We start from the raw sequence: 22720 nt of genomic DNA on the forward strand, positions 1-22720 counted from the left end.
GCTGCGTATCTCCTCGATGCACGACTCATGCCGCTTGCCCTCTCGGCAACGGGCCGGTCACCCAATTCCATTACGCCTCGCATCATCCACACCCAATGGGAGAAGAGACAGAACCTAGCGTCGGCGAAGTCGGCTGTGGAGCGCCCAGTAGCGACGTCAACCCTTGACGTGCGAGATCGGGCCGGGTGAGATCCAGCTGCAGCTGGGTGTCGCAGGGGACGCCCATCTCCGAAGGCGGCACCATCAGTGTCATGGAAGCTCGCACAGCTGTGTTGCTGGGTGCAGGCGCGTCGGCCGACGCTGGCCTCCCGCTAACGTTCCAACTCGCAGGAGACCTCATCGATCGCGCCAACTCGGCGGATCGATCCATGCATCGCGCGCCCGGTTGGGTCAGAGCACTGAACTTCGTCTACGGCGCCATGGTCGGATACCAATCCGAGGACGGAAGCAATCCACGACAAGCGGTAAATATCGAACGCTTGATTTCCGCTCTGAGACTTCTCCAAGACGCGAAGGGCCACGAAGTCGCCCCGTTCGTCGCCTCCTGGAAACCTGGCGCGCTCGGTGTCGGAACGGTTGAGCTGGACCGCTCGCTCGGTCGAAATGCAGTCAAAGCTGTCAACGAGGCCGTAACGAAGAACGCGGTCTTCGCCGAGAGGCCGATGCTTGACGCAATCGCAGATATCGCCCGGTCCGTGGCGGGCGGTGGGGTGTCGACCGCATTCGAAGAAGCCGAGCGGCACTTGCTAAATGACCTTTCCGTCATGCTCGGTCGAATCGAATCCGTATCATATTTGACCCCGCTGGCGGCTCTTGCAAGGGAGCAGCGCGGAGGACTCGACGTCCTCACACTCAATTATGACCTGTCGGTCGAGAAGATGTGCTCAGAGACCGCTACAGCAATTGACTGCGGCATTGAGCGCTGGCAACCGGGACGGCGACTCATATGGAGCCCCGAGGACGGCCGCATCAACTTGTATAAGCTGCACGGGTCGCTCGATTGGGTTCAGCGGTCTCAAGGAGACCAAACGTCAGCACCAGCCATTGAATTGGCAACCACCGACGAGAAGAGAGTCGGTGCGGATGGGTTGCGTGCACCTTGGATCGTCGTGGGCGAGCGAGAGAAACTTGCCACTGATGGGCCCACACTCGCACTCCTACGTGGCGCCGAGGACGCACTCGACCGTGCGACACATCTTGCGGTCATTGGGTACTCGTTTGGTGACGCCCACATAAATGCCGTCATCCGAAACTGGATGCTTGGGGACATCGACAGGACAATCAGCATCGTGGACCCGGGCTGGGACCCGTTAAACCCTGGTGAGTTTGCAGCAGCGATCCTCAAAGCGTATGGCGCAGACTCGCGTCTGCATCGCGCGCCACGGCTCGCCCCCATCGTGGAAATCGCGGCCACAGGGCTCAGTGCAGCATTACATCCACTGCAAGGAGGCGCCGCATCGGCATCCGCTCAGGTGCAAGTGGAGGACCTGGGGCAAGAGTCCAATCTTGTGCGCATTTGCCTCCGACTCGAGACTCCTGACATCTTTGGCCTGATCGCGAACGTCGAGGAGACCGACAGCGGACAAAGCAGGACCCACAATATTGCCGTAGCTACCTCTCAGCACGCGTACAACTCGCTTGAAACGGCCAGGACGCTTGCGAACCGGCGAGTATCTGTGGACCGGTGGCGCAAAAACGAAGAACTCGTAATCTATGCAGCACCATCAAATCTAGCCAACACGTTTGTGAAAATCCGCGGATATCCGGTTGATTCTGCAAGAATCGCGGACTTCAGGGTTTCCCTTGGGGCCGAGCGGTGTGATTGACTGCGGAACCCGGCAACTTCATGTGGTCGCAGACCACTTCTGCACGCCACCATGGTCTGGACGTTCGCATCGATGCTCGCCCGAGACGGCGGCGGGGCCATGTCCGACTACCTGGCCGGCAGCCAAGGCAGACGATCGACGGCGACACCGTCTACGCCACTGCGAGATCGCGCAGTGAAACCTCCCATCAGGCATATACACACGGCTCCTCGCGCGGGAATGCGAGGTTGCCCACCTCGATCGCCAGGCTGCGCTCCGGCGCCAGAAACCCACCGGAGCGCAAGGTCGCGTCGTCAACGAGGGACAGCCTCCGATCTGGTAGCGACTGAACGCGCCCGCTGTCCCGCGGCGGTCTGATTAGCGGCCCTGCCCTGCGTGGTCTTCACCGCTTCTTCCTTGCCGATGTCGACCATCTCCTGCAGCACCGCCGACGTATCCGGTGCCAGGCGCAGCCGCTCGATGTAGTGCCTCCCGGTAACCCCGGCATCAATCTTGTGGCCCAGCAATGCCGCCGCGTCCGCCGCCCGCATCCGCCGCGCGACGAAGGTCGCAGCTGTGGAGCGCAGCAGGTGTGGACGCACCTCGCCGGTCATCTTCGCCAGAGCCAGCGCGGACCGGAGGGTGCGGCGCAGATTGGCGGTCGTCTGTTCCCTCACTCGCTTGTCCTTTAACCGGCGTGAGGGAAATACCGGCATGTCTGCGCTCGTCACTGCGGGGCGGATCTGTTCCAGCGACTCCACGACGAACGGCGGGATGATGATGACCCGCTCCCCCGCATCGGTCTTGGGCTTGGGCTGGCGCACCGTGCCCTGCCCCTTCACGTCCGTCAGGGTCGCTTCCACGGCGATCGTCGGCAGCCCGTCCGGGGACAGGTTCACCTCGCCCCAGCGCAGCGCCATCACCTCACCGATGCGCATCCCGGTCCCGAGCATCACATCGATCGCGGCGGGCAGGTGCCCCGTCGGCTTCGGCCCGGGCTGGCCCTCTCGGTCCTTCTCCCATGCCCGGACCGCGGCCCGCAAGCGGTAGACGTCCATCACTGTCATCGCCTTGGGGTCCGGCTTCTTCCTCTGGGGTGCGATCGTCTTGCGCATCGGGTTGTCCCGAATGGCGTCATGCACCACCGCGCGATCAAGCACCATGCACAGCGCGGAACGTACCTGCAGCGTGGTGGTCACCATCTCCTGCCCCTTGGCCTGACGCTCCGTGGACTTTCCCAGCTTCACGATCCCGTCCAGGAACGCCTGGCACAGGGCGGGAGTGAGCTCGTTCAACCGACGCTTGCCCAGCCTCGGCACCACGTGGTTGCCCAGCAGCCGCTCGTACTCGTCCACAGTCTGTGGACGGATCGGCGGGCGCGGCCACTCCGAACGCACTCGCATCTCGGCAACCCACTGCCTGCACGCCACGCCGAGCTTCGAGGTGGGCTTCAGGTCGTCCGAGCCGCGGGCCGCGCTCAACCGCTCCACGACCCCCTTTTGGACCTTCAGCCGAGCTACATCCTCGTCCGACGCGTTGCGAGACACCCACGTCTCCGAGCCGTCCCACAGGCACAACCGCGTGCGCCCACGCCACGTGTTCGGGCCGGTCCGCTGAAGAAAGATCTCGCCGTGCTCGCCCGGCTCCAGCTTGTGCTTGCCCATGGCTCACCACCCCGACCCGTCGGTGCCCGCACCCGGACCATCGGTGGTGTCGTCCGCACCCTCGGCAGCCTCAGCGCACGCCTTCAGCCAGGCTCGAATGTCGGCCTCCGCGAACAGCAGGTGTCGGCCGATCTTGTACGCCTTGGGAGCCCTGCCGTGCTTGCGCCACGTGTGGACCGTGGCGGGGGTCGTACGCACGAACGCGCAGAGCTCGTCGAGGGTCCACATCGGGGTGCGGTCCAGTGGTTCCTCGGGCTCTGCGCTCATACCTCTCATGAGTCCAGCGGCCACCTTGAGCCACCTCGAACCATGGGCACTGAGCGGCACCCGTGGGCGCTCAAACCGTGTCACGAACCGTGTCATCCTCGTTGCACCATTCCTTCTCTAGGTGCCCTGCGAGGAACGTCGAAGGCCGCTGACCTGCTCTTTCGAGCGGTTCAGCGGCCTTCACCGGGTGGAGCTAGGGGGATTCGAACCCCCGACCTCTTCATTGCGAACGAAGCGCGCTACCAACTGCGCCATAGCCCCTCGGACTGCAGAAGAGTAGCACTTCACCTCAGGTGATCCGCAACTTCTTCCGGTGTCGCGCGGGTCACGGGTACGTGACCCGCGCGACCTCGACCAGCGGCGTCCCCCAGCCGACCAGCAACGTCATCCGGCCGCCCGGCGGCGCGCCAGGATCTCCTCCAGCGGCTTGCCCAGCGTCTCGGACTTCATGCGCGGCGGCTCGCCCCGCATGAGCTCGTCCTCGGCAACAGGGTCGCCCCCGACCCGCGCGGAGCCGGACACGGGGATCGACGGCGGCAGCACCGCACCGGACCCCGGCTGCTGGCCCGGGGCGCCCGCCGTCGCACCGGAGGACGTTGCCGAGCCCCTTGGCACCGTCGACGAGGCGGGAAGTGCCGCCGGCTGGCGCTGCGGCGCCGCCGGCTTGGTCACGTAGGTGGGCAGCGGAACCGGCACGGGGTCCCAGGCGCGCCCGCTCGGCAGCTGGTCCCGCTTCGCCGGCTCCTTGGCCTCCACCGGACGCTCCGCCGGCGCCTCGTCCTCGACGGGCACCTCGATGACCTTCGGCTTCGCTGGGCCGTCGAGGATCTCGTCGAGCACGTCCTTGCGGACGACCCGTGGGATCGCCTGCGTCTGCGTGCTCGAGCCGTGGGTCGCCAGACCGGTGACCTGCGCCCGGTTTCGTGGCGCGTAGGGCCCGCCGTTCGCGAGGACGCGAGCCTGCGTGGCACGCTGCCGCGCCGCCCGCACGGTCGCCTGCCACCGGGCGTCCGCCCGCCGTGCCGCCCGTGCCGCACGGCGGCCCAGGAACAGCACGAACAGCAACATGCCCGACGGCGCGACGGCCATGCCCCAGTGCACCCGGTCGAGACCGACGAGCACCCAGGCAGCGATGCTGCACACCAGCAGGAACGCGGAGACGATGAGACGACGTCGGGCACGCGCGGCCCGTCGCGCGCGCCGCTCGACCCGGCGGATGCGCTCCGCCGTCAGCGGGCGGCCACGAACCATGATCTGGAGTGGGTGCCCCTTCGGAGTCGGGCGGGCGACGCGCGGCACACCCTGCCCGGTCCCCCGCGGCTTGCCGTCAGTAACCATCGCCCCTCCTTTCCGTCCGGAGCCGCTCATCGCGACGATGCGCAGCCCTGCCGAGAACCGGTCGGTCACCCGCGAGTCGGCGAGCTCTGACCGGTAACGCACCAGGCTTGGTAGCCAGTAGCCCAGCCACAGGACGAACAGCGCTGCGGCTGTCAGTCCTGCAGTCGATTCCACGACACGACGTTAGGCGAGCATTGCCGCGCCCAGCGTCACCGCGCGCGGCGTGTCCTGCCGTCAGGGCGCGTCCCGCAGGCGCTGCCAGCGCGCCAGCAGCCCTTCCGGGACCTCCTCGCGGGTGACCGCGAAGGTTCGGTGGTCCCGCCACTGACCCTGGATGTGCAGGAAGCGCTCGCGCACGCCCTCGTCCCGCAGCCCCAGCTTCTCGACCACACGAAGGCTCGGCTTGTTCTCGGGCCGGATGTTGATCTCGATGCGGTGCAGCCCCAGGAAGAACGCGTAGTCGGTGGCCATCGCGACGCCCGTGGGGATGACGCCCCGGCCGGCCACGCTCTCGCTCACCCAGTACCCGATGCTCGCCGAGCACATCGACCCCCAGGTGATGGAGGAGACCGTCAGCTGCCCCACGAGCGCGCCGTCGAGCTCCACCCCGAAGGGAAGCGTCGTCCCGGCGCGGGCCTGCGCGGAGAGCGAGCGCACGTACTCGCCGAACGTCGAGGCGATGTACCGGTTCGCACCGGGCGCCGTCGCCTCCCAGCGCTCCAGCCAGGCCGCGTTCTCGGCCCGGAGCCGGGACCATTCGGTCGCGTCCCTCCGCCGGAGGGGGCGCAGTACGACCGCACCTGCCGACGTGTCCTCACGCAGCGTCACCGGCCATGGCTTGGCCACCGTCCACCCCTTAACAAACTTTCCCGTCGTGCCTTCTGGCACGTCCGACCTGCTCGACGGCATCATCGTTCGCCCCTTGCCACGTTCCAAGACGAATCCCGGCGTTGGAGCGGGTCTACCACGCTCGGTGGTGCAGGACCCGTCGAGCAGCCGCTCGGTCATGTTCTCGCCTTCTTCGTACGCTGTTCGTAACAATCTTGTCTCGGAGTCTTGGCACAATAGCGGTCATGAGCGGCATCTCTGTTCCGACGCCACAGCCTTACCCCGTCATACCCGGGATGGAGACAGGTGACGCCAAGGAAGAGCTCCGCCGCGCGATCCGCGCACAACGCGGCCACCGGTCGGCCCGGCAACGGGCTCAGGCGGCTGAATCGCTAGCGGACATCATCGAGTCAATTCCCGACGTTCGCGACGCGGGCTGTGTTGCGGCCTACGCGGCGCGGAGCGCCGAACCCGGCATGCTGCCGCTCTTGGACCGCCTCATGGACCGCGGGGTCCGCGTGCTGCTTCCCGTGCTCGGGGCCGGCCTGGCCCGCGACTGGGCCGACTACACCGGCTCGCACGACCTCCTCGAACGTGCACCGGGCCGTCCGCCCGAGCCGGGTGGCGCCACGCTGGGCACCGACGCCATCAAGCTGGCCGACGTCGTCCTGGCGCCGGCTATCGCGGTCGACACCCGTGGGGTGCGGCTCGGGCAGGGCGGTGGCTGGTACGACCGTGCGCTCACCCACCTGCGACCGGGGGCGAAGGTGATCGCCGTCGTCTTCCCGGAAGAGGTGTACGACGCCGCGGACCATCCGCTCCCGCTCGAGGAGCACGACATCCGCGTGGACGCCGTCGCGACGACGACCGACTGGCGCCTGCTCGGCGGGAGCTAGGCCCCTGCCTCCCGCCGAGCAGGCGGCCTACCTCACGGGGTGAGGGTCAGCTCGTCCTGCTGCGCGGCAGCCACCGCCTCGGGGCTGGACGGCCACGGGAAGGTCTCCCCCGTCGCCCATGCCTCGAGCTGGTCGTCGTAGTGCGCGGACGCCGGGTGCGCGGACGTGCCGGTCACCACCACCCAGGTGGAGGCGTCGAGGTCCGCGAGGTCGACGACCATGCGCATCGACGGACCGCTCGTCACGTCGAAGCTGCCGCTGGCGGCGTCCCATGCGGTGGCGTTCACGACGGAGGTGCCGCCGCCGACCTTGACCGGCGCCGGGTTCATGTACGCGGCCAGCGGCGTCGGGATGCCGGGCCCGCCGAGCACCAGGTGCCGCAGCTTGAGCTGGTGGAGCGTGCCCCACTCCCAGTCGCTGGTGTCCTTGCCCAGCTCGACGGTGAGGTCCTGGCGCGCGCTGACCAGTGCCTCGGTGAGCACCTGGTCACGGCTCTCCACGACCGCGACCGTCGACCTGTCGTCCCAGAACGCGTCGTTCGGGTTGTCGAGCATGCCCTGGATCACGGCGAGCCAGCGGCTGCCGCCGTCGGGCCACATGGACTGTGGCAGCTCGTCGTTGAACGTGATCTCCAGGAGGTTGCGCCACACCGCCGCGAAGTAGGCGGCCGCCGCCGAGTCCGGGTCCATGGAGTAGTCGTCCCAGTCGGCCAGGAGCTTCTGCCCGTCCGAGTCGTAGCCCGCCGGGAGCTCGACCTCGGTCAGGACGGGCACCAGGGTCTCGGCGAACACGCTCCACTGGTCCAGCTGGAACTCCGACATGTCGGCGGCCGTGAGCTTGCGGCCCTCGGCGATCCGCTGGCTGATGAGCGTGCGGATGCGTTCCGACCGGTACCCGTAGTCCCAGTCGCGGGTGATGAACGGCCCGGACCCGCTGGGCAGGACCGCCTGGTTGGCCGCGACGATGAACCCTTCCTTGGGGTCGACGACACCGGGCATCTGCGCCGGAGCCACGTAGCCGGTCCAGTCGTAGCGGGGGTCCCAGCCCGGGCGCGGCCAGGCGCCGTCGGACTCCACGGCGCCGGGCACGCTGGCCCGTACCGGGATCTTGCCCGGCGCCTGGTAGCCGATGTGGCCGTCCGTGGTGGCGAACACGATGTTCTGCGAGGGGACCTCGAACTTCGCGGCCGCCGCCTTCATGTCCGCGGGGGTCTTCGCGCGGTTCATCTCGAACACGGCGTCGGCGGTGCGGCCGGGCTGGAGCGCCGTCCACTGCAGCGAGATCTCGTACTGGCCCAGCTCCGTGCCGGTCTCCGTGGGCGAGTTGCGCACGGCGTCCATGGTGGCCTCGTCCATGACCGTCGAGACGATCGGACCGTGCACCGTCCGCCGGACCTCGAGGTCGACCGGGCTGCCGCCGTCGACCCGGATCACCTCGGTCTCCTTCTCCATCTCTACCCACTGGTCCGCGCCGCGCAGGTACGTGTCGTTGCGGACCCGCTCGATGAAGAAGTCGGTGACGTCGGCGCCCATGTTCGTCAGGCCCCAGGAGATGTCCGCGTTGTGCCCGATGATCACGCCGGGGAAGCCGGAGAAGGAGAACCCCGAGACGTCGAAGGGGCACTCCGGGCCGACCTGGTTGCAGTGCAGGCCCACCTGTGCCCAGATACCGGGCGCCGCGAGGTCGAGGTGCGGGTCGTTGGCCAGCAGCGGCTTGCCCGACTCCGTGTACTGACCCGACACCACCCACGAGTTCGAGCCGGTGCCCTCGCCGCGCGCGATCTGCACCGGAACGGCGTCCAGGGCCCGCTGCGCGGACTCCAGGGCCTCCGTGAGATGCGGGCTCTGATAGGCGCCCCCGGTGCCCGACGACGTCTGGGTCGCCGGGGTCTGCTGGGTCGCCTGCGGGAGGCCTACCTCTGCGGGGTCGAGGATCGGCGCGTTGCCTGAGCCCGAGTACGCCGGGAACAGCTCGGCGACCCGCGACGCGTCATTGTTGAGCGTGCCGTAGGCCAGGGCTCGGTCGAGCTCGTCGTCGTAGTTGCCGCGCAGGTCCCAGGCCATGGCCTTGAGCCAGGCGAGCGAGTCGATCGGGTCCCACGTCTCCGGGGCGTTCACCTCGACGCTGACGTCGAGCACCGTGTACTCGACGGCCGTCTCGGTAGGGCTGCGGTTCTTGAGGTAGGCGTTGACGCCGTCCGCGTACGCCTGCAGGTACTGGCGCGTCGTGTCGTCGAGGAGGTTGAACTCCTCTTCCGCCACGTGTCGCCAGCCGAACGTGCGGGTGACCATGTCCGCCTGGATCGCGTCGGGGTTGTTGCCCACGAGCTCGGCCAGGCGGCCCGCGGTCACGTGCCGGCGGTAGTCCATCTCGAAGAAGCGGTCCTGCGCGTGCACGTAGCCCTGCGCGCGGAACAGGTCCTCCGCCGAGTCGGCGTAGATCTGCGGGACGCCCTGGGCGTCGCGGCTGACACGTACGTCGGAGCTCAGTCCCTCGACCTGGATCTCCCCGGAGTACTCCGGGAGCGGCCGGCGTGCGGTCAGCCAGCCGAAAGTCGTCAGAGCGACGAGGACGAGCACCAGGATGACGGCGGTGCCAACGATGAACTGGCGGACACGAGTGGTACGAGTCCGACGGGGCTTGGTCGGTCCCGCACCGTCGGAGGAGGCTGTTTCGGCGGGCTCTACGGGCTCGGCGGCAGTGGTCGCGGACACGCACTGGAGACTACCGCCCGCCCCTGTCCTTGCGTGAACGCACCGGAGTGAACACACGCCGGAGAGCCAGGGACTATCCCCCGCCGCCGGGCCGTTACTATTGGCACTCGGAAACCCCGAGTGCCAGAGCCGGTTCCAGTGAGCGCGCGACGCTCCGCCCGGCCTGATGTCCCAGAGGAGTGCACGTGCCCACCTACGCGTACCGGTGTGCCGACTGCGGCCACGCGTTCGACATCCACCAGGAGTTCAGCGACTCTTCGCTGACCGTCTGCCCCGAGTGCCAGGGCAAGCTGCGAAAGGTGTTCAGCTCTGTGGGCGTCACCTTCAAGGGCTCCGGCTTCTACCGGACGGACTCGCGCAGCACGTCGACGACCAGCACCGTGAAGCCGGGCAAGTCGGAGTCCTCCTCGGGCTCGTCGAGCACCTCGTCCTCGTCCTCCGGGTCGTCGGCCTCGTCCTCCTCGTCGGGGTCGTCCGGATCCTCTGGTTCGTCGTCGAGCGGGTCGAGCACGCCGAAGGCCGCCTCCGCCTGATCCTGCGGCCGGATTCTCTCGGCTGCGACGCGGACCCGTTCGACGGTCCGCCAACGGTGCGAGCGCGTCCACAGGCCGTGTTCTCCGCCCCTTGTGCACAGGCTGCCCGACGGCGGTGCCGCACCCCCTCCCCTGCTGCATAACGTCGCGGGCATGGGACTTCTCGACTCGATCACCGAACCGGCCGCACGCCGCGGTTCGCCGCCCGGCTCCGGCCCCGACGTGCGCACGCCGTGGGGCATGGGAGTCGGGACCGTTCCGCCCACCGACCGACCGGCGGGCCCGGGTGGCCCGCCGACCCGGCCGCACCGGCTGCGGACAGGCCCGGCGGGTCCGGGTCGGCTCGGTCCAGGGCGGTCGCTTTCAGGCCGGGCGGGTCCGGGCCGGGCGGGTCCGGGCGACTCCCGTTCGGCCGCGCTCCGGCGCGCCCGGCGGATCCTGTGGCGCTGGCGCTTCGCACTGGCTGCCGCACTGTTCGGTCTCGCGGCCTCGGTGACGGTGCACCTCCTGCGCCCGCCGCCCCCGCCGACGATCGACGTGGCGGTCACCGCACGGCCCGTCACGGCAGGCACCGCGCTCACCCGGGACGACGTCGTCATGCGCTCCGTCGCCGCCGACCTCGCCCCGCCCGGCGCGCTGCACACCGTGCGCAGCCTGCTGGGCCGCGCAACGGTCGTCGGGCTGCCTGCGGGCGCGCCGCTGCACGCCACCCTCGTGTCGGACGACGGTGTCTCCGCCGCCGCCCCGTACGGCACCGTCGTGGTCCCGGTCCGTCTGTCCGACGACGCCGTCGCAGCCCTCCTGCGCCCCGGCGACCGGATCGACCTGCTGGCCGGTACGACGTCGGGCAGCGAACCGGACGGAGCACCCCGGTACCTCGCACGCGGCGCACTGGTACTGCCCGTCCCGGCCGGACGCGAGCCGGAGGCCGCGGGCGGGCTGCTGGGGCCGGCGTCGGAGGGCGACCGCCCGGTCACGCTCGTCGCGGTGGTCCCGGAGGACGCGCCGCAGCTGTCGGCGGCCTCGGGCTGGGGCGCGGTGACGGCGGTACTGGTGCCGTAGGGCGGTACGGACGCTATCGCCCGGGCATAGCGGGGCAAACAGCGCCGCAATTCGGCAGAATGTCCGTTCAAGGTGCGGAATGTTCGAAGTAACCGCAGAATCCTTGACCGGGCCGGTCCCGGCGGCCCGCGACCACAGATGAACAACAGCAGGGGACACAGAATGTTTCAGGGTTTCAAGGAATTCATCACGCGCGGCAACGTGCTCGACCTCGCGGTCGCCGTTGTCATCGGCGCCGCCTTCTCCGGGGTCATCGATGGCCTGGTCAAGGGCTTCATCATGCCGCTCGTCGGGTGGCTCGTCGGTGCACCGAACTTCTCACGTATCGCCTTCGACGTCCCGAACTGGCAAGGCAAGACCACCGAGTTCCCGATCGGGCTGTTCATCCAGGGCCTGATCATGTTCGTGCTGATCGCGGGCGCCATCTACTTCTTCGTGATCCTCCCGATCAACAAGCTGAAGTCGCTGCGCAAGACCTCGGAAGAGGTTGTCGAGGAGGCCGCCGCGGAGGAGGTCGTGCTGCTCACCGAGATCCGCGACCTGCTGCGTGCGCAGTCGGGCGCGCAGTCCCCGTCGCAGTCCGGCTGAGCACGGAACGACCGCAGCCGCGGGGTTCTGGCGGTCCGTGAGAACGGGGTTGTGTTCTGCGGCGAACGTGCTGCGAACATGACCCCGTTCTCGACTCGTCGGCCCGTCGGCGCCCGTCGATCCGGTGACGGGTTCAGGCCCAGTGCGGCGGGACGTCCCGGCGGAGCTGGTCATCGTTCGAGTCGTGGCCGGTGCCGGCCACGGTGGCACCGTCGGCCCCTTCGCTCCAGCCCGTGGGTCGCTCGTCGGCGCTCGCCCCGAACACTGCCTCGCGCTCGGTCCCGCGCCGCACGGCACGCCGAGGCCCTCGCCGCCGCGGGGTGGCACCCCCGGCTGTCGAGTCGGCACCGCCCACGGCCGAGTCGGCACCGCCCGCAGCCGAGTCGGCAGGCGCTGCCGAGTCAGCCGAGGACACCGGCTCGAACGACTGGTTCACGGACTCGCTCACGGCACCATTGTCACCCCGTGCGGATACGAGATCGGTCCGTTGCACGGCCGGAAGCGTGACTTCGGTCGGTTGCTCTGAGATCGGTCAATCGATTGACCGATCTCAGAGCAACCGACCGAAGTCGACCCGGCAGCCGTGCAACCGACCGAAGTCCACCCGGCAGCCGTGCAACCGACCGAAGTCGACCCGGCAGCCGTGCAACCGACCGAAGTCGACCCTCCGCAGCCACGCAACGGACCGAAGTCAGCCCCCGCAGCCGTGCAACCGACCGAGCTCACGAGAGCCCGGGACCCCGAACCGCCGGGGATCAGTCGTCCAGCACCTGCGGGACCACCAGCTCCGCCGCCGGCGACACACCGCCCGAGACGCCCACCCGGGCGTCCCGCACGGCCAGCACCACGCGGCGCACCCGCTCCGCCTCGGCGTCCGGGTCGAGGAACGCGGCGGCCGACCACACCTGCGCGACCACCCAGCCGAGCCGTTCGAGCTGCTCGGCGAGCTGCCTGTCGCGTACGCGGATGGAGGGTTCGGCCACATAGGCGGCGTCATCGGTCAGGACGGCGACCAGGAGCTCGCCCGGCAGGTCCGGGTGCCCCACCGCGAGCGGGATCCGGTCGCCGCCGGGCAGACCGTAGTCGGTCTCGACCACGAGACCGGAGCGCCACAGCCGCTCCCCCAGGTCCACGACCAGGCGGTCGACGGACCGCGCGACGTCCACACCGTTGCCGATCTCCACCTGGTCGGCGAGCCCCGAGCGCTCCTCGGCGAAGGCCAGCACCTCCGCCAGCAGCTGCGGCCCGGGGCCCCGCAGTCGTTCGGGATCGAGGTCGGCGGCGGGGAAGCACGACACGACGTGCAGCCGCTTGCGCGCGGCGCCCAGCGAGCCGAGCAGCATCGCGTCGCCGCCGCCGTCACCCAGCACGCCGAACCGGTGCAGCACGCGGCCGTGCGGCGTCCGCCCGAAGCCGAGGGTCAGCACGATCGTGTCGCGCGCCAGGCCGGCGACGCCCGTGACGTCGGCGACCACCACCGGCTCGGGCCGCGACCCGGCGAAGAACGGCGCCAGCGCGGGGTTACCGCGGACCTCGGCGAGCAGCCGCTCGCGGATGCGGTCGGCGTGCGCGGCGGTGACGGTGACGATGCCGAAGGTCTCCTCCGGCCGGGTCATCGCGTGCTCGATCGCGAGGTCGACCACCTGCTCCACCTCGGCCTGCGTCGACTCGACGGTGCCGGAGACCGGATCGGGCATCCCCGTGCCGTCGACGAGCGAGAAGTGCACGAGCGCCTCGGTCCGCGGCATGGGCGCCGGCCGCATGATGCCCTCGTACCCGTGGGCGGCCAGGAGACCCGTGAGCTGTGGGTCCCGGCGTGCGGGCTCGGGCTGCAGCGTGACGCGCGGCAGCAGTCGCGCGAGGTCGCGCACGGCGGTGCCCGACGCCGACCGCGGGTCGCCGACCACGACGATCTGCCGGCCACGGGCCAGCGCCGGCACGACCACCTCGACCGGCACGTGCTGCACCGCGTCGAGGATCACCAGGTCCGCGCTCCGCTCGGCGGGCAGTAGGTGCGGCACCATCGTCGGCGTCGAGACCCAGGTGGGCCGCAGGCGCCGCACGGTGGAGCCGTGCCCGGACACGAGGTCGCGCATCGAGCTGAGCCCGCCCTCGACCAGCGTGGCGTAGAGGGCCTCGGCGTCCTCCCGCTCGTCGCGCATCGCCGCACCGAGGTGCGCACGCACCGCCGCCCGCACGGGTGCGGACAGGGAGTCGATGTGCCGGCGGTCGAGCTCGCGGAACCGGCCGGCGAGTGCGTCCAGCCCTGCGCCGTCCTGTCCGGCGAGGTCGGGCTCGGTCGACAGGATCTGCTCGAACACCGACGACCACCACGACAGCTCCAGCTCCGGCCCCACGAGGTCGGTCTCCACGCGGCGGTCGCCGAGATCGTCGACCAGCTCGCCGAGCCCGGCCTTGCGCAGCCGGCGCAGCACCGCGGTCCGCTCGGGCAGCGGGGTCAGCGCGTCCTCGGTCTCCGCGAGGGACGCGAGCCGCTGGACCAGCGCGAACAGGTCGAGGTCGAGCAGCCCGCCGCCAGCCTGCGAGGAACGCAGCACCGGCTCGAGCGCCTCGAGGTCGATGCGGACGGCCTCGTAGGTCTCCTCGACCGCGGCCAGCCCCTCCGGCAGGGTCGGCCAGCCGCCCCGCGGACACTGTGCCTGCCACACCTCGCGCTGCCGCTGCACCTCGACGAGGGCGGCGTGCATGTCCGGCACGCGGACCCCCGGGCGGACCATCTCGCGGGCACGCCGCTTCAGCCGGCGTCGGGCGAGCCAGCCCATCTCGACACCCTGCTCGGCCCGTGCCCGGCTCGAGGCCGTCGCCTGCACCATGTCAGCGGCGGTGCGCTCGAAGACCATCGGCTGGAACACGTCGAGCGTGCCGCGCATGCCGCCAAGCATCGCGAGCTGCTCGCCCCACTGGTTGGCCGTGGTGGCCTCGACAAGGCCGGTCACCCGGGCGACGTACTCGATCTGCTTGCGCAGCTCCGGCAGCGTGTGATCGGCGAGGCGCGTGACGCGGGCCAGGGCGGAGCGGGCGTCCTCGTCGGTGAGGATGTGCGCGCCGAACCACGGGCTCGACGCCGACCGCAGCGTGAACGCACCCAGCTCGGCCGCCCGCTCGAGGTCGGCGGCGAGCTCGGCGCGACGCTCCGCGTCCAGGACGAGCACCGTCTCCGGGGCCAGCCGCACCCGGGTCGCCGGGGCGGGGCGCTCGGAGGTGAGCCGGGCGAGGGCCTGCAGGGCGTCGTACGCGGAGACCCGCCACGGGTCGCGCACGCGGTGCAGCGCCCCGATGTAGCCGGCGAGCTGCGCCCGCGAGCCGATCAGCGCGTCCCGCACCCGGGCCACCCCGTCGGCGTCGATCCGTTCCTGCGCCGGCGCCATCGCCTCCAGCAGACGGCGCGCCGTCGACGTGCGCCAGGTCGGGACCGGCGCGATGTCGAGCAGCAGCCCGCCCAGGCCGAGCGAGTCGAGGCGCGCGGCCAGCGCGTCGGCGGCACGGCGGTGCCCCGGGACGTACAGCACGGACCTGCCGCTGGCGTTCGCCTCCGCGACGACGGCGGCCAGCGTGCCCGCGACGTCCGACCCGACAGGTGCGTCGACGAACAGGTGGCTGCCCGTGGCCAGGGCGTCCACGACATGTCGCTGGTGCGGGTCCAGGTCGCCGACACCGCGCTCGTGCGCCGGGTCGGCGTCACCCACGCGCCGCTCCGGGAGCTCGACCTTGCCCAGCCGGGCCACCGAGCCGTCCACCCCGCCCAGCGCCGAGACCACCTCGTGCTCGCCCAGGACGGACCCCAGCTCGTCGAGGTCGTCGACGAGCACCTGTCCGGGGTGGACGAACGTGCCGACCAGCACCCGCCGGTCGAGCTGGAACTCGCCGAGCACCGCCGACCCGAGGCTCGCCACGCGGTCCAGCACGTCCGACGGGTTGAAGCCCGCGAGCGTGAACGTCGCCTTGGCCAGCGCCGTCGGGTCGAGCAGTGCGCCGTGGGCGCGCAGCGTGCGCGCCACCACCGGGTTGATCTCGACCGTCGAGTCGAGCGTGATGTCGTAGTCGCCCTCCCCGTCGCTGCGCGGCGTGAGCATGACGGGCCGGAGCAGCACGGGTGCGCGCACGACGCGCGGCTCGTCCTCCTCCCCGTCCGACGGCGGCGGCACGGGCCGGCCGGAGGGCATCGCCAGCGTCACGATGGGGACGGATCCGGTGAGCGCAGGCGCGTCGGCCGGGCTGTCGGCGGACTCGTGCTCAGGTGCGGACACCGTGCTCGCCGGGCCGAGCACCCGGGTGATGGCCTCCATGTCGCTCTGGTCGCCGCCCGTCGTGGGCCGCTCGATCCACGTGGCCACGCCGATCGCCAGGTAGGTGGGCGACACCCCGTAGCGCTGCGCGTGCTCGGCGGAACGTGCGGCCACCGCCCGTGCCCGGCGGCGGGCCGACGGCAGCGAGCCGGACTCCCGCACCAGGTTGGACAGGCGGGTGGGCCGGCCCGCGAAGAGCTGGGCCACACCCGAGGGATGGGCGGTCGACAGGTCGATGACCGCCTCGCCCAGCAGGCCGACGTCGGCCAGGGAAGATCCTCCGGCGAGCCGGACGAGCCCGGCGCGCCAGCGCGCGACCGACTCGGCCATGGGGTCCCGGACACCGTCCGGTGTGGACTCCGGGGCCTCCGACACGGCCAGGTCGGTGGCCGGGTCCGTCGTCTCGTCCTTCAGCGCGGCCGAGAGCTCCTCGGACAGATCGGCCGAGCTCTCGGAGGCGGCTGCGGTCTGGCGGCGGGCAGCGTTCACACCAGCACGCTAACCGCGCCGCGTCCGCAAGGGTTGGACGCCACGCCGCGCGACACGCCGGGTACTCCGAACTCCCGGGCGTGTCCGGCGTGCAGGTCACCCGGTGCGCGCCGGGCGGACGACGCGGAGTCCCTGCCCGGGACACAAGGGGCGGCGGTGACCGCCGTCGGGGAATGCAAGAGCCCCTTCGGCAGGGGGTCCGAAGGGGCTTCGCAGACGGGCCGGAGCCCGACGGGGTATGACAGTGCGCACCGCGCAGGGGGCGGGCGATGCGCACCGTCTTGTGAGAGTCTGCACCTGTTCCCGGCGGACGTCAACACCGAGTCGGACGATCGTCCAACTGTTGAAACGTGCGAACAAAAAACGTTATCGAAGTGTCCACCATGTCCGACCCGTCCCTCGCGCGACCGCAGGATCTCGCCGATCCCGCGTGTCGCCACCGCCGCGCCGCGAACACCGGCCGCAGGGCCCTCGCGACGGCCGGAAAGCCTTGTCCGGCGTCGGCGATATCACCCCCTCGACGGGCCCCGACCCGACCGGAAGAAAAAAGCCTGGACGCCGCACCTAGACTCGAACGTTTGTGAGAGCACTCATCGAGGCGGTCTTCCCTCCCCGGCTGGGCCGGTCGTTCCGCTGGCTCGTGACGTCGTCCTGGACCAGCAACGTCGGTGACGGCATAGCGCTCGCCGCGGGCCCCCTCCTCGTCGCCTCGCAGACCGACAGCCCGTTCCTCGTCGCGCTCGCCGCGATGCTCCAGAGCCTGCCGTGGCTCCTGTTCGGCCTCTGGGCCGGCGCCCTGGCAGACCGTCTGGACCGCCGCCGCATGGTGATGATCGCCAACGGCCTGCGCGCAGCGGTGATCGTCGCGCTGTGCGCCTTCATCGTCACGGACGTCGTGAACGTCGCCCTCGTGCTGGCGGTCATCCTCGCCCTCGGGATCGCCGAGGTGTTCGCCGACTCCGCGAGCCAGACGCTCCTGCCGATGGTGACCCCCAAGGAAGACCTGGCGATCGGGCAGGCCCGGCTCATGGCCGGCTTCGTGACGGCGAACCAGCTCGCGGGGCCGCCCATCGGCGCGTTCCTGTTCGCCGCAGGCATGGCCTGGCCGTTCGCCGTCCAGGCGGTCACGGCAACGCTGGCGATCGTGCTGATCTCGCGGATCTCGGTCTCCCAGGCCGCCGTACGCGAGACCCGTACCCATATCCGCCAGGACATCTCCGAGGGCCTGCGCTGGGTGTGGCGCACTCCCGCCGTCCGCACGCTGATGCTCACCATCCTCACGTTCAACGTCGCCTACGCCGCGCCCATGGGCGTGCTCGTGCTCTACGCGACGGAACACCTGGGGATGAGCACGCTCCAGTTCGGCATGCTGACCACCGCCACCGCCGTGGGTGGCCTTCTCAGCACGGCCTTCTTCGACCGCCTGCAGAAGCGGGTCTCGTTCGCGACGCTGATGCGCGTGGTCCTGACCTGCGAGGTGGTCTGGCACCTGGCGCTGGCGCTCAACACGACGGTGTGGGGCGCCTTCGTCGCGATGCTCGGGTTCGGCGTCTACGCGTTCGTGTGGGGCGCCATCTCCAACGCCGTGCGCCAGCGTGCCACGCCTCTCGACCTCCAGGGGCGCGTGGGTTCGCTCAACATGGTGAGCGTGTTCGGCGGGGTCCTTCTCGGCAACGCGATAGGCGGTTTCATCGCCGAGCAGTGGGGGCTGGTCGCCCCGTTCTGGTTCGGGTTCGCGGGCGCCGGGATCACGCTGATCCTGATCTGGAAGTCGCTCGGCACCATCGCCCACGCCGACTCGGGCGAATAGGCAGGACCGGCGGAGCCGGACCGGGACGAGCCGGCTCCGGTCAGCGCGCCCTGACGATCGGGATCGAGCCCGTCTCCGTGAACTCGCGCATCCGCTTGCCCACCGTCGATCGGCTGACGCCCACCTCCTCCGCGATCTCCCGGTACGTACGACCCTTGGTGCGCAGCTGGATCATGCGCTCGGCGTCCTCGGTCCCGAGGCCCGTGTTGCGCCGCGGACGGCGACGCGGGGGCAGCGCCTCCCGGACGTTCGCCGTGGCCTGGTCCGCCGCCTCGGCAGGCTCCGCGACCGGTGCCTCCGCGCCCTGGTCGGGATCGCTCTCGGGCGCGGGTGCGCGCTCGCTCACGCCCTGGCGAGGCATGTCCAGGGCGGCGCTGACGCGCGCCGTCCGGCGGTCGGTCTCGCCGTCGAACACCTCGCCGTCGTATACCCCGCCGTCGTACACGTCCCGGTCGAGGAAGTCCTCGCCGAGCGCCTCCCCGTCCCGGCCCCGCGCGACGGGGCGGACGTCGGCGAACTCCGCGGCGACGGCGTCGGCGGCGCGGCGCTCGTAGTCGGGCGCGCCTACCCCGACGCCGGCGCGCGCGCCGTCCCGCGTGTCCGACACGCGGCCGTCCATGAGCTCGTCGTCCGCAAGGATGCCGGTCAGCCGCTGCCGGTCGGCGAGGTGCAGCCGGGCGACGTCGGCGGTGCCGTCCCCCACCGCGGCGAGCGCCTCGCACCAGGCGGCGACCTGCGCCCGCATCTCCATGGGCGGGACGGTGCGCAGGGCGACGGAGCGTGCCCTGCGGCGTCCGGCCTCGGCACGCGCGAGCCGACGGCGTGCGGCGCGCGACCCGTCGTGCAGGCTCTGCGCCCGGAACAGGTCCTCGGTGGTCAGGAAGAGCGCGTGCATGCGCGCGGACTGCCGCATCGCCGACCAGGACGTGCCGGTGGCGAGGTGCCGGTCGCCGATCAGGGCGAGGTGCCACATGAGAGCGGCGAGCAGTGGCACGATGAACCTGAACAGGACCGCGCCGACGGGGTGACCGATGTAGGCCTCGTGCCACGCGGCGAACACACCGGACGCGGACGACAGTGCCCAGGTCAGGGCGAGCAGGGTGCCGCCGGGCCGGTTGTCCCGGGCGGCCTCGCGGGCGAGGAGGGCGACGGTGACGAGGGACAGCTCGAAGACGCCGGCGGTCGCGTACGCGGTGCCCTGGTTCATGGCGAGGACGTCGATGCCGAACTGGACCATCGCCAGGTACGCGGACCCGGTCGAGATGAGGGCGACGGAGATCGCGCCGGTGAGGACCAGTCTGCGGGAACGGCGCGTCGGGACGGTCGTGACGGGGAACGTCCGGTCGGCGGGTGCCACGGGGATCTCTCCTTGGTCGAGGACTGTCGGGCGAGAGTATCGAACAACAGTTCGGGTGCCCAGGGGTTTGGGCGAACACGAAGATATCGGACAAGTGTTACAACCCGGTACCGTTCGACGGTCGACGGCAGCTGACATGCGGCCGGTGCAGGATGTAGACGCCACGTCCACGAAGGGTTTCGGATGACGGAGACACACGGCGGATCAGCGACGCCGGACCGGCGCCGCCTGCCTGCCGCGCGCGTCTGGACCTGGGTGGCCGTGGTCCTGCTCGGGACGGTGCTGCTCGGGGCCGCGGTGTGGGGCGGCCTGGTACCCCGCGACGAGCCCGCTCCGGTGGCAGCCACCCCGTCGGCAAGCCCGTCGCCGTCGCCGAGTCCCAGCACGCCGAAGCCGACGCCGACCCCCGCCGCCTACTCCCTGCGGTCGCTGCCCAGGCCCGGCATCGACAAGATCCTGCCGCGCGCGCTGCCGCAGACCGAGGTCGGGTCCCTGGAGGACCTGCCCGGTTCGGTGGCGCGGCCGAACGAGTTCCGCATCCCGGTCTGGGCCGCCCCCGACGTGACCAAGGCGCCGGTTCTCGCCCTCGAGTCCCGCTACTACGACGCCGAGGCGCGCTGGCTCGTGCTCGACAGCCGGCCGGGGTGGGTGCAGGTGCTCCTCCCGTACGGGCGCGGCGCCCTGCCGTCGCGCGATCCGGAGAAGGTGAACGGGACCGCGGGCTGGCTCCGCGGGAGCGACGTCCTGCTGATCCGGGAGAAGCGGTCGGTGGTGGTCGACCTGTCCGACCGCACGGTGACGGTGACACACGCCGACGGCTCCAGCGACCGCCTCCTGGCGGCGGTGGGCGCGGCCGCCACGCCGACGCCGCTGGGGCTCACCCAGGTGTTCACCGTCACGGAGGCGGTGAACACCGGGATGTCGGTGTTCCTGTCGATGCAGAGCGAGACCCTCGACGGCTTCTACGGCACCGACTACGCCGCGACCGCCATCCACGTGGGCGTGGGCCAGGGGCAGGCGGTGAGCAACGGCTGCATCCGGCTCACAGCTGAGGACTTCGCCGGACTCACCGACCTGACCCCTGGCGTCCCGGTCCTGATCAACCCCTGACTCTCCTTGTCATGGCGCAGCCGGGCACGGGTCCTCCGCCGCCTTGCGGAAGCACCCCACGAAGTGTCCGGGTGCGTACTCGACCAGGCCGACGCCGTCGGGCACGCCGTCGGCGGCCTCCGCCTCCTCGCCCAGGGCCCGGCCCTGTGCGGTGATCGCCTCGTGGTAGAGGCAGCGACCCGCCAGACGCCTGGTGCGGTCCGCCTCCTCGGCCTCTACCTCGTCCCACGTCCGGTCCAGGTGCGGCACCGAGGCCAGGAGGTCGCGGGTGTAGGGGTGCAGCGGGTCGTCGAAGACGGCGTTTGTCACGCCCCGCTCCACCACCCGCCCCTTGTAGAGGATGACCACCCGGTCGGAGACGTAGTTGCCGAGCGAGAGGTCGTGCGTGACGAACAGGATGCCGAGGCCGCGCGCCTTGAGCTCGCCCAGCAGGTTGAGCACGTCGATCCGGGTCGAGGCGTCGAGCATCGAGATGATCTCGTCCGCGACCAGGAGCTCGATGTCGAGCAGCAGGGCGCGCGCGATGAGCAGGCGCTGCAGCTGCCCGCCGGAGAGCTGGTGCGGGAACTTGCCGAGGATGTCGTCCGGCTCGAGCGTCACGGCGGCGAGCGCGTCCTCGAGCCGCGTGCGCCACTCCCCCGACGAGACCCGGGGGAAATAGGAGCGGCGCAGCGTCTCGAACGTGCGGTCCACCTTGTAGATGGGGTTGAACGACGAGAACGGGTCCTGGAACACGCCCTGGACCTTGCGGTAGTAGTCGCGGCGGGCGCGGAACGAGAGCTTGGTGACGTCCTGCCCGTCGAACGTGATGGTGCCGCCCGAGGAGTCGAGCAGGTGGAGCACCAGCTTGCCGATCGTCGACTTGCCGCTGCCGGACTCGCCGATGAGCGACACCACCTCGCCGCGCTGCACGTCGAGGCTCACCTGCCGCACCGCGTGCAGGTCGGAGGTGCCGAAGGTGCCGGTCCGGTAGACCTTGTCGAGGTGGTCGAGGGTCAGCATCAGCTCACCGCCCAGCAGGCGACGTGGTGTCCAGGGGCTACTTCGCGGAAGGGTGGCGCCTCCGCGCACCTGTCGTGCGCCAGGGGGCAGCGGGCGCGGAACCGGCAGCCGGCGGGCGGTTCGAGGAGCGACGGCGGCCGCCCCTCGATACCTTCGAGCTGCTGCTCCTCGTACCGGTCGCCGACCTTGGGCAGCGCCCCGATGAGCATCTTCGTGTAGGGGTGCAGGGGGTCGCTGATGATCGTCCTGGCCGGCGCCTTCTCTGCGAGGTGACCCGCGTACATGACGAGGATGGTGTCGGCGACCTGGAACAGCACGGAGATGTCGTGCGTGATGACGATCATCGACTTCACGAACCCGTGGTCGCGGAACTCGACGAGCGCCCGGGCCACCGCCTTCTGCGAGGAGACGTCGAGCGCCGACGTCACCTCGTCGCCGATCAGCAGCGACGGGTTCAGCAGCGTGGAGAGCACGAGCACCACGCGCTGCTTCATGCCGCCGGACAGCTCGATCGGGTAGCGCTTCAGCACGTCCGGCTCCAGCCCGACGAGCTTGAGGCGGCGCTCCAGCTCGGGCAGCACGTCGGTGTACCGGACGTTGTGCGCCCCGAGGAGGTCCTTGATCATCCGGCCGATCTTGCGGGTCGGGTTCATCGCGGACATCGCGTACTGCGGGATGAGGGACACCTCGCGGTAGCGGTGGCGGCGCATGGCGGCGTCGTCGGCGAGCGGCAGCTCGTCGTCGTCCAGGACCACCGTGCCGCCCACGTGCCTCATGCGGGTGTCGAGGCGGATCAGGGCCTTGCCGAGCGTCGTCTTGCCGCACCCCGACTCGCCGGCCACGCCCATGATCTCGCCGTCCGCCACCTCGAAGGTGACGCCGTCGAGGGCCTTCACATCGCCGCGGCGGGTGCGGTACCAGACCTTGAGGTCGTTCACGGCCAGGGCCAT

17 protein-coding genes, 1 tRNA gene and 1 pseudogene are annotated in these 22720 nt (G+C 70.6%); 7 read left to right on the top strand and 12 right to left on the bottom strand.

The features are described 5' to 3' along the window. Window positions 1-251: 251 nt before the first annotated feature. Window positions 252-1826, top strand: a complete 1575-nt coding sequence (locus AB0I32_RS19080) for an SIR2 family protein (protein ID WP_357508808.1) — start codon at window positions 252-254, stop codon at window positions 1824-1826. A 293-nt stretch (window positions 1827-2119) separates the two neighbouring features. Here AB0I32_RS19080 and AB0I32_RS19085 read toward each other — a convergent pair whose 3' ends face one another. The 5 genes from AB0I32_RS19085 to AB0I32_RS19105 all read right to left on the bottom strand — a co-directional run bounded on the left by AB0I32_RS19085 (window position 2120) and on the right by AB0I32_RS19105 (window position 5920). Next, the gene (locus tag AB0I32_RS19085; RefSeq protein ID WP_357508810.1) at window positions 2120-3469 is read right to left on the bottom strand and encodes a tyrosine-type recombinase/integrase; all 1350 of its coding nucleotides are present in this window, start codon (window positions 3467-3469) and stop codon (window positions 2120-2122) included. A gap of 3 nt (window positions 3470-3472) precedes the next feature. After that, entirely contained in the window at window positions 3473-3736 is a 264-nt protein-coding gene (locus AB0I32_RS19090; protein WP_357508812.1) for a helix-turn-helix domain-containing protein, read from the bottom strand. Window positions 3737-3924: 188 nt separating this feature from the next. Next, window positions 3925-3997: transfer RNA gene (locus AB0I32_RS19095), tRNA-Ala, on the bottom strand. A gap of 123 nt (window positions 3998-4120) precedes the next feature. Further along, window positions 4121-5248, bottom strand: a complete 1128-nt coding sequence (locus AB0I32_RS19100) for a hypothetical protein (protein WP_357508814.1) — start codon at window positions 5246-5248, stop codon at window positions 4121-4123. A 60-nt stretch (window positions 5249-5308) separates the two neighbouring features. Beyond that, window positions 5309-5920: a GNAT family protein gene (locus tag AB0I32_RS19105; RefSeq protein WP_357508816.1), complete on the bottom strand. Its 612-nt coding sequence runs from the start codon at window positions 5918-5920 to the stop codon at window positions 5309-5311. Between the two features lie 227 nt (window positions 5921-6147). Here AB0I32_RS19105 and AB0I32_RS19110 point away from each other — a divergent pair, with 227 nt between their 5' ends. Then, entirely contained in the window at window positions 6148-6798 is a 651-nt protein-coding gene (locus tag AB0I32_RS19110) for a 5-formyltetrahydrofolate cyclo-ligase (protein WP_357453285.1), read from the top strand. 32 nt (window positions 6799-6830) lie between these two features. On the opposite strand, the gene AB0I32_RS19115 is transcribed toward AB0I32_RS19110, so the two are convergent. Next, window positions 6831-9377, bottom strand: a complete 2547-nt coding sequence (locus AB0I32_RS19115; protein WP_357508924.1) for a penicillin acylase family protein — start codon at window positions 9375-9377, stop codon at window positions 6831-6833. Window positions 9378-9697: 320 nt separating this feature from the next. Here AB0I32_RS19115 and AB0I32_RS19120 point away from each other — a divergent pair. Further along, window positions 9698-9838 (top strand): annotated as a pseudogene (locus AB0I32_RS19120) (FmdB family zinc ribbon protein); the annotation flags it as partial. A 14-nt stretch (window positions 9839-9852) separates the two neighbouring features. Here AB0I32_RS19120 and AB0I32_RS19125 read toward each other — a convergent pair. Next, window positions 9853-10023 carry a hypothetical protein gene (locus AB0I32_RS19125; protein ID WP_357508930.1) on the bottom strand — a complete coding sequence of 57 codons (171 nt, stop codon included), beginning with the start codon at window positions 10021-10023 and terminating at the stop codon, window positions 9853-9855. A 175-nt stretch (window positions 10024-10198) separates the two neighbouring features. Between AB0I32_RS19125 and AB0I32_RS19130 the strand changes: the two genes are divergently transcribed. Together AB0I32_RS19130 and mscL are read left to right on the top strand one after the other, a co-directional pair. Continuing rightward, window positions 10199-11107, top strand: a complete 909-nt coding sequence (locus AB0I32_RS19130) for an SAF domain-containing protein (protein WP_357508818.1) — start codon at window positions 10199-10201, stop codon at window positions 11105-11107. A gap of 162 nt (window positions 11108-11269) precedes the next feature. Then, window positions 11270-11695 (top strand): large conductance mechanosensitive channel protein MscL, encoded by a 426-nt coding sequence (mscL, locus tag AB0I32_RS19135; protein WP_357508820.1) that lies wholly within the window; start codon window positions 11270-11272, stop codon window positions 11693-11695. A gap of 133 nt (window positions 11696-11828) precedes the next feature. On the opposite strand, the gene AB0I32_RS19140 is transcribed toward mscL, so the two are convergent. Both AB0I32_RS19140 and AB0I32_RS19145 read right to left on the bottom strand, forming a co-directional pair. Then, complete coding sequence (locus tag AB0I32_RS19140; protein ID WP_357508822.1) at window positions 11829-12143, bottom strand: hypothetical protein; 315 nt, start codon at window positions 12141-12143, stop codon at window positions 11829-11831. Window positions 12144-12450: 307 nt separating this feature from the next. Next, entirely contained in the window at window positions 12451-16491 is a 4041-nt protein-coding gene (locus tag AB0I32_RS19145) for a hypothetical protein (protein WP_357508824.1), read from the bottom strand. 580 nt (window positions 16492-17071) lie between these two features. Here AB0I32_RS19145 and AB0I32_RS19150 point away from each other — a divergent pair. Next, window positions 17072-18301, top strand: coding sequence for an MFS transporter (locus AB0I32_RS19150; protein WP_357508826.1), 1230 nt, complete (start codon window positions 17072-17074; stop codon window positions 18299-18301). Window positions 18302-18341: 40 nt separating this feature from the next. Here AB0I32_RS19150 and AB0I32_RS19155 read toward each other — a convergent pair whose 3' ends face one another. Then, complete coding sequence (locus tag AB0I32_RS19155) at window positions 18342-19658, bottom strand: winged helix-turn-helix domain-containing protein (protein ID WP_357508828.1); 1317 nt, start codon at window positions 19656-19658, stop codon at window positions 18342-18344. A gap of 183 nt (window positions 19659-19841) precedes the next feature. Here AB0I32_RS19155 and AB0I32_RS19160 point away from each other — a divergent pair, with 183 nt between their 5' ends. Then, window positions 19842-20768: a L,D-transpeptidase gene (locus AB0I32_RS19160; protein ID WP_357508830.1), complete on the top strand. Its 927-nt coding sequence runs from the start codon at window positions 19842-19844 to the stop codon at window positions 20766-20768. A gap of 9 nt (window positions 20769-20777) precedes the next feature. Here AB0I32_RS19160 and AB0I32_RS19165 read toward each other — a convergent pair whose 3' ends face one another. Both AB0I32_RS19165 and AB0I32_RS19170 read right to left on the bottom strand, forming a co-directional pair. Next, complete coding sequence (locus tag AB0I32_RS19165; protein ID WP_357508832.1) at window positions 20778-21770, bottom strand: ABC transporter ATP-binding protein; 993 nt, start codon at window positions 21768-21770, stop codon at window positions 20778-20780. Beyond that, window positions 21770-22720 carry an ABC transporter ATP-binding protein gene (locus AB0I32_RS19170; protein WP_357508834.1) on the bottom strand — a complete coding sequence of 317 codons (951 nt, stop codon included), beginning with the start codon at window positions 22718-22720 and terminating at the stop codon, window positions 21770-21772. Before AB0I32_RS19170 ends, AB0I32_RS19165 begins: the two co-directional genes overlap by 1 nt.

This window comes from Promicromonospora sp. NPDC050249, from assembly GCF_040656015.1.
In the GTDB taxonomy this organism is placed as follows: Bacteria; Actinomycetota; Actinomycetes; order Actinomycetales; family Cellulomonadaceae; genus Promicromonospora.

What these genes read in the sequence shown, in the direction of transcription:
- AB0I32_RS19170 (WP_357508834.1), bottom strand. Translation starts at nt 22,720, where the DNA reads ATGGCCCTGGCCGTGAACGACCTCAAGGTCTGGTACCGCACCCGCCGC.
- AB0I32_RS19160 (WP_357508830.1), top strand. Translation starts at nt 19,842, where the DNA reads ATGACGGAGACACACGGCGGATCAGCGACGCCGGACCGGCGCCGCCTG.
- mscL (WP_357508820.1), top strand. Translation starts at nt 11,270, where the DNA reads ATGTTTCAGGGTTTCAAGGAATTCATCACGCGCGGCAACGTGCTCGAC.
- AB0I32_RS19080 (WP_357508808.1), top strand. Translation starts at nt 252, where the DNA reads ATGGAAGCTCGCACAGCTGTGTTGCTGGGTGCAGGCGCGTCGGCCGAC.
- AB0I32_RS19090 (WP_357508812.1), bottom strand. Translation starts at nt 3,736, where the DNA reads ATGAGCGCAGAGCCCGAGGAACCACTGGACCGCACCCCGATGTGGACC.
- AB0I32_RS19110 (WP_357453285.1), top strand. Translation starts at nt 6,148, where the DNA reads ATGAGCGGCATCTCTGTTCCGACGCCACAGCCTTACCCCGTCATACCC.
- AB0I32_RS19085 (WP_357508810.1), bottom strand. Translation starts at nt 3,469, where the DNA reads ATGGGCAAGCACAAGCTGGAGCCGGGCGAGCACGGCGAGATCTTTCTT.
- AB0I32_RS19130 (WP_357508818.1), top strand. Translation starts at nt 10,199, where the DNA reads ATGGGACTTCTCGACTCGATCACCGAACCGGCCGCACGCCGCGGTTCG.
- AB0I32_RS19165 (WP_357508832.1), bottom strand. Translation starts at nt 21,770, where the DNA reads ATGCTGACCCTCGACCACCTCGACAAGGTCTACCGGACCGGCACCTTC.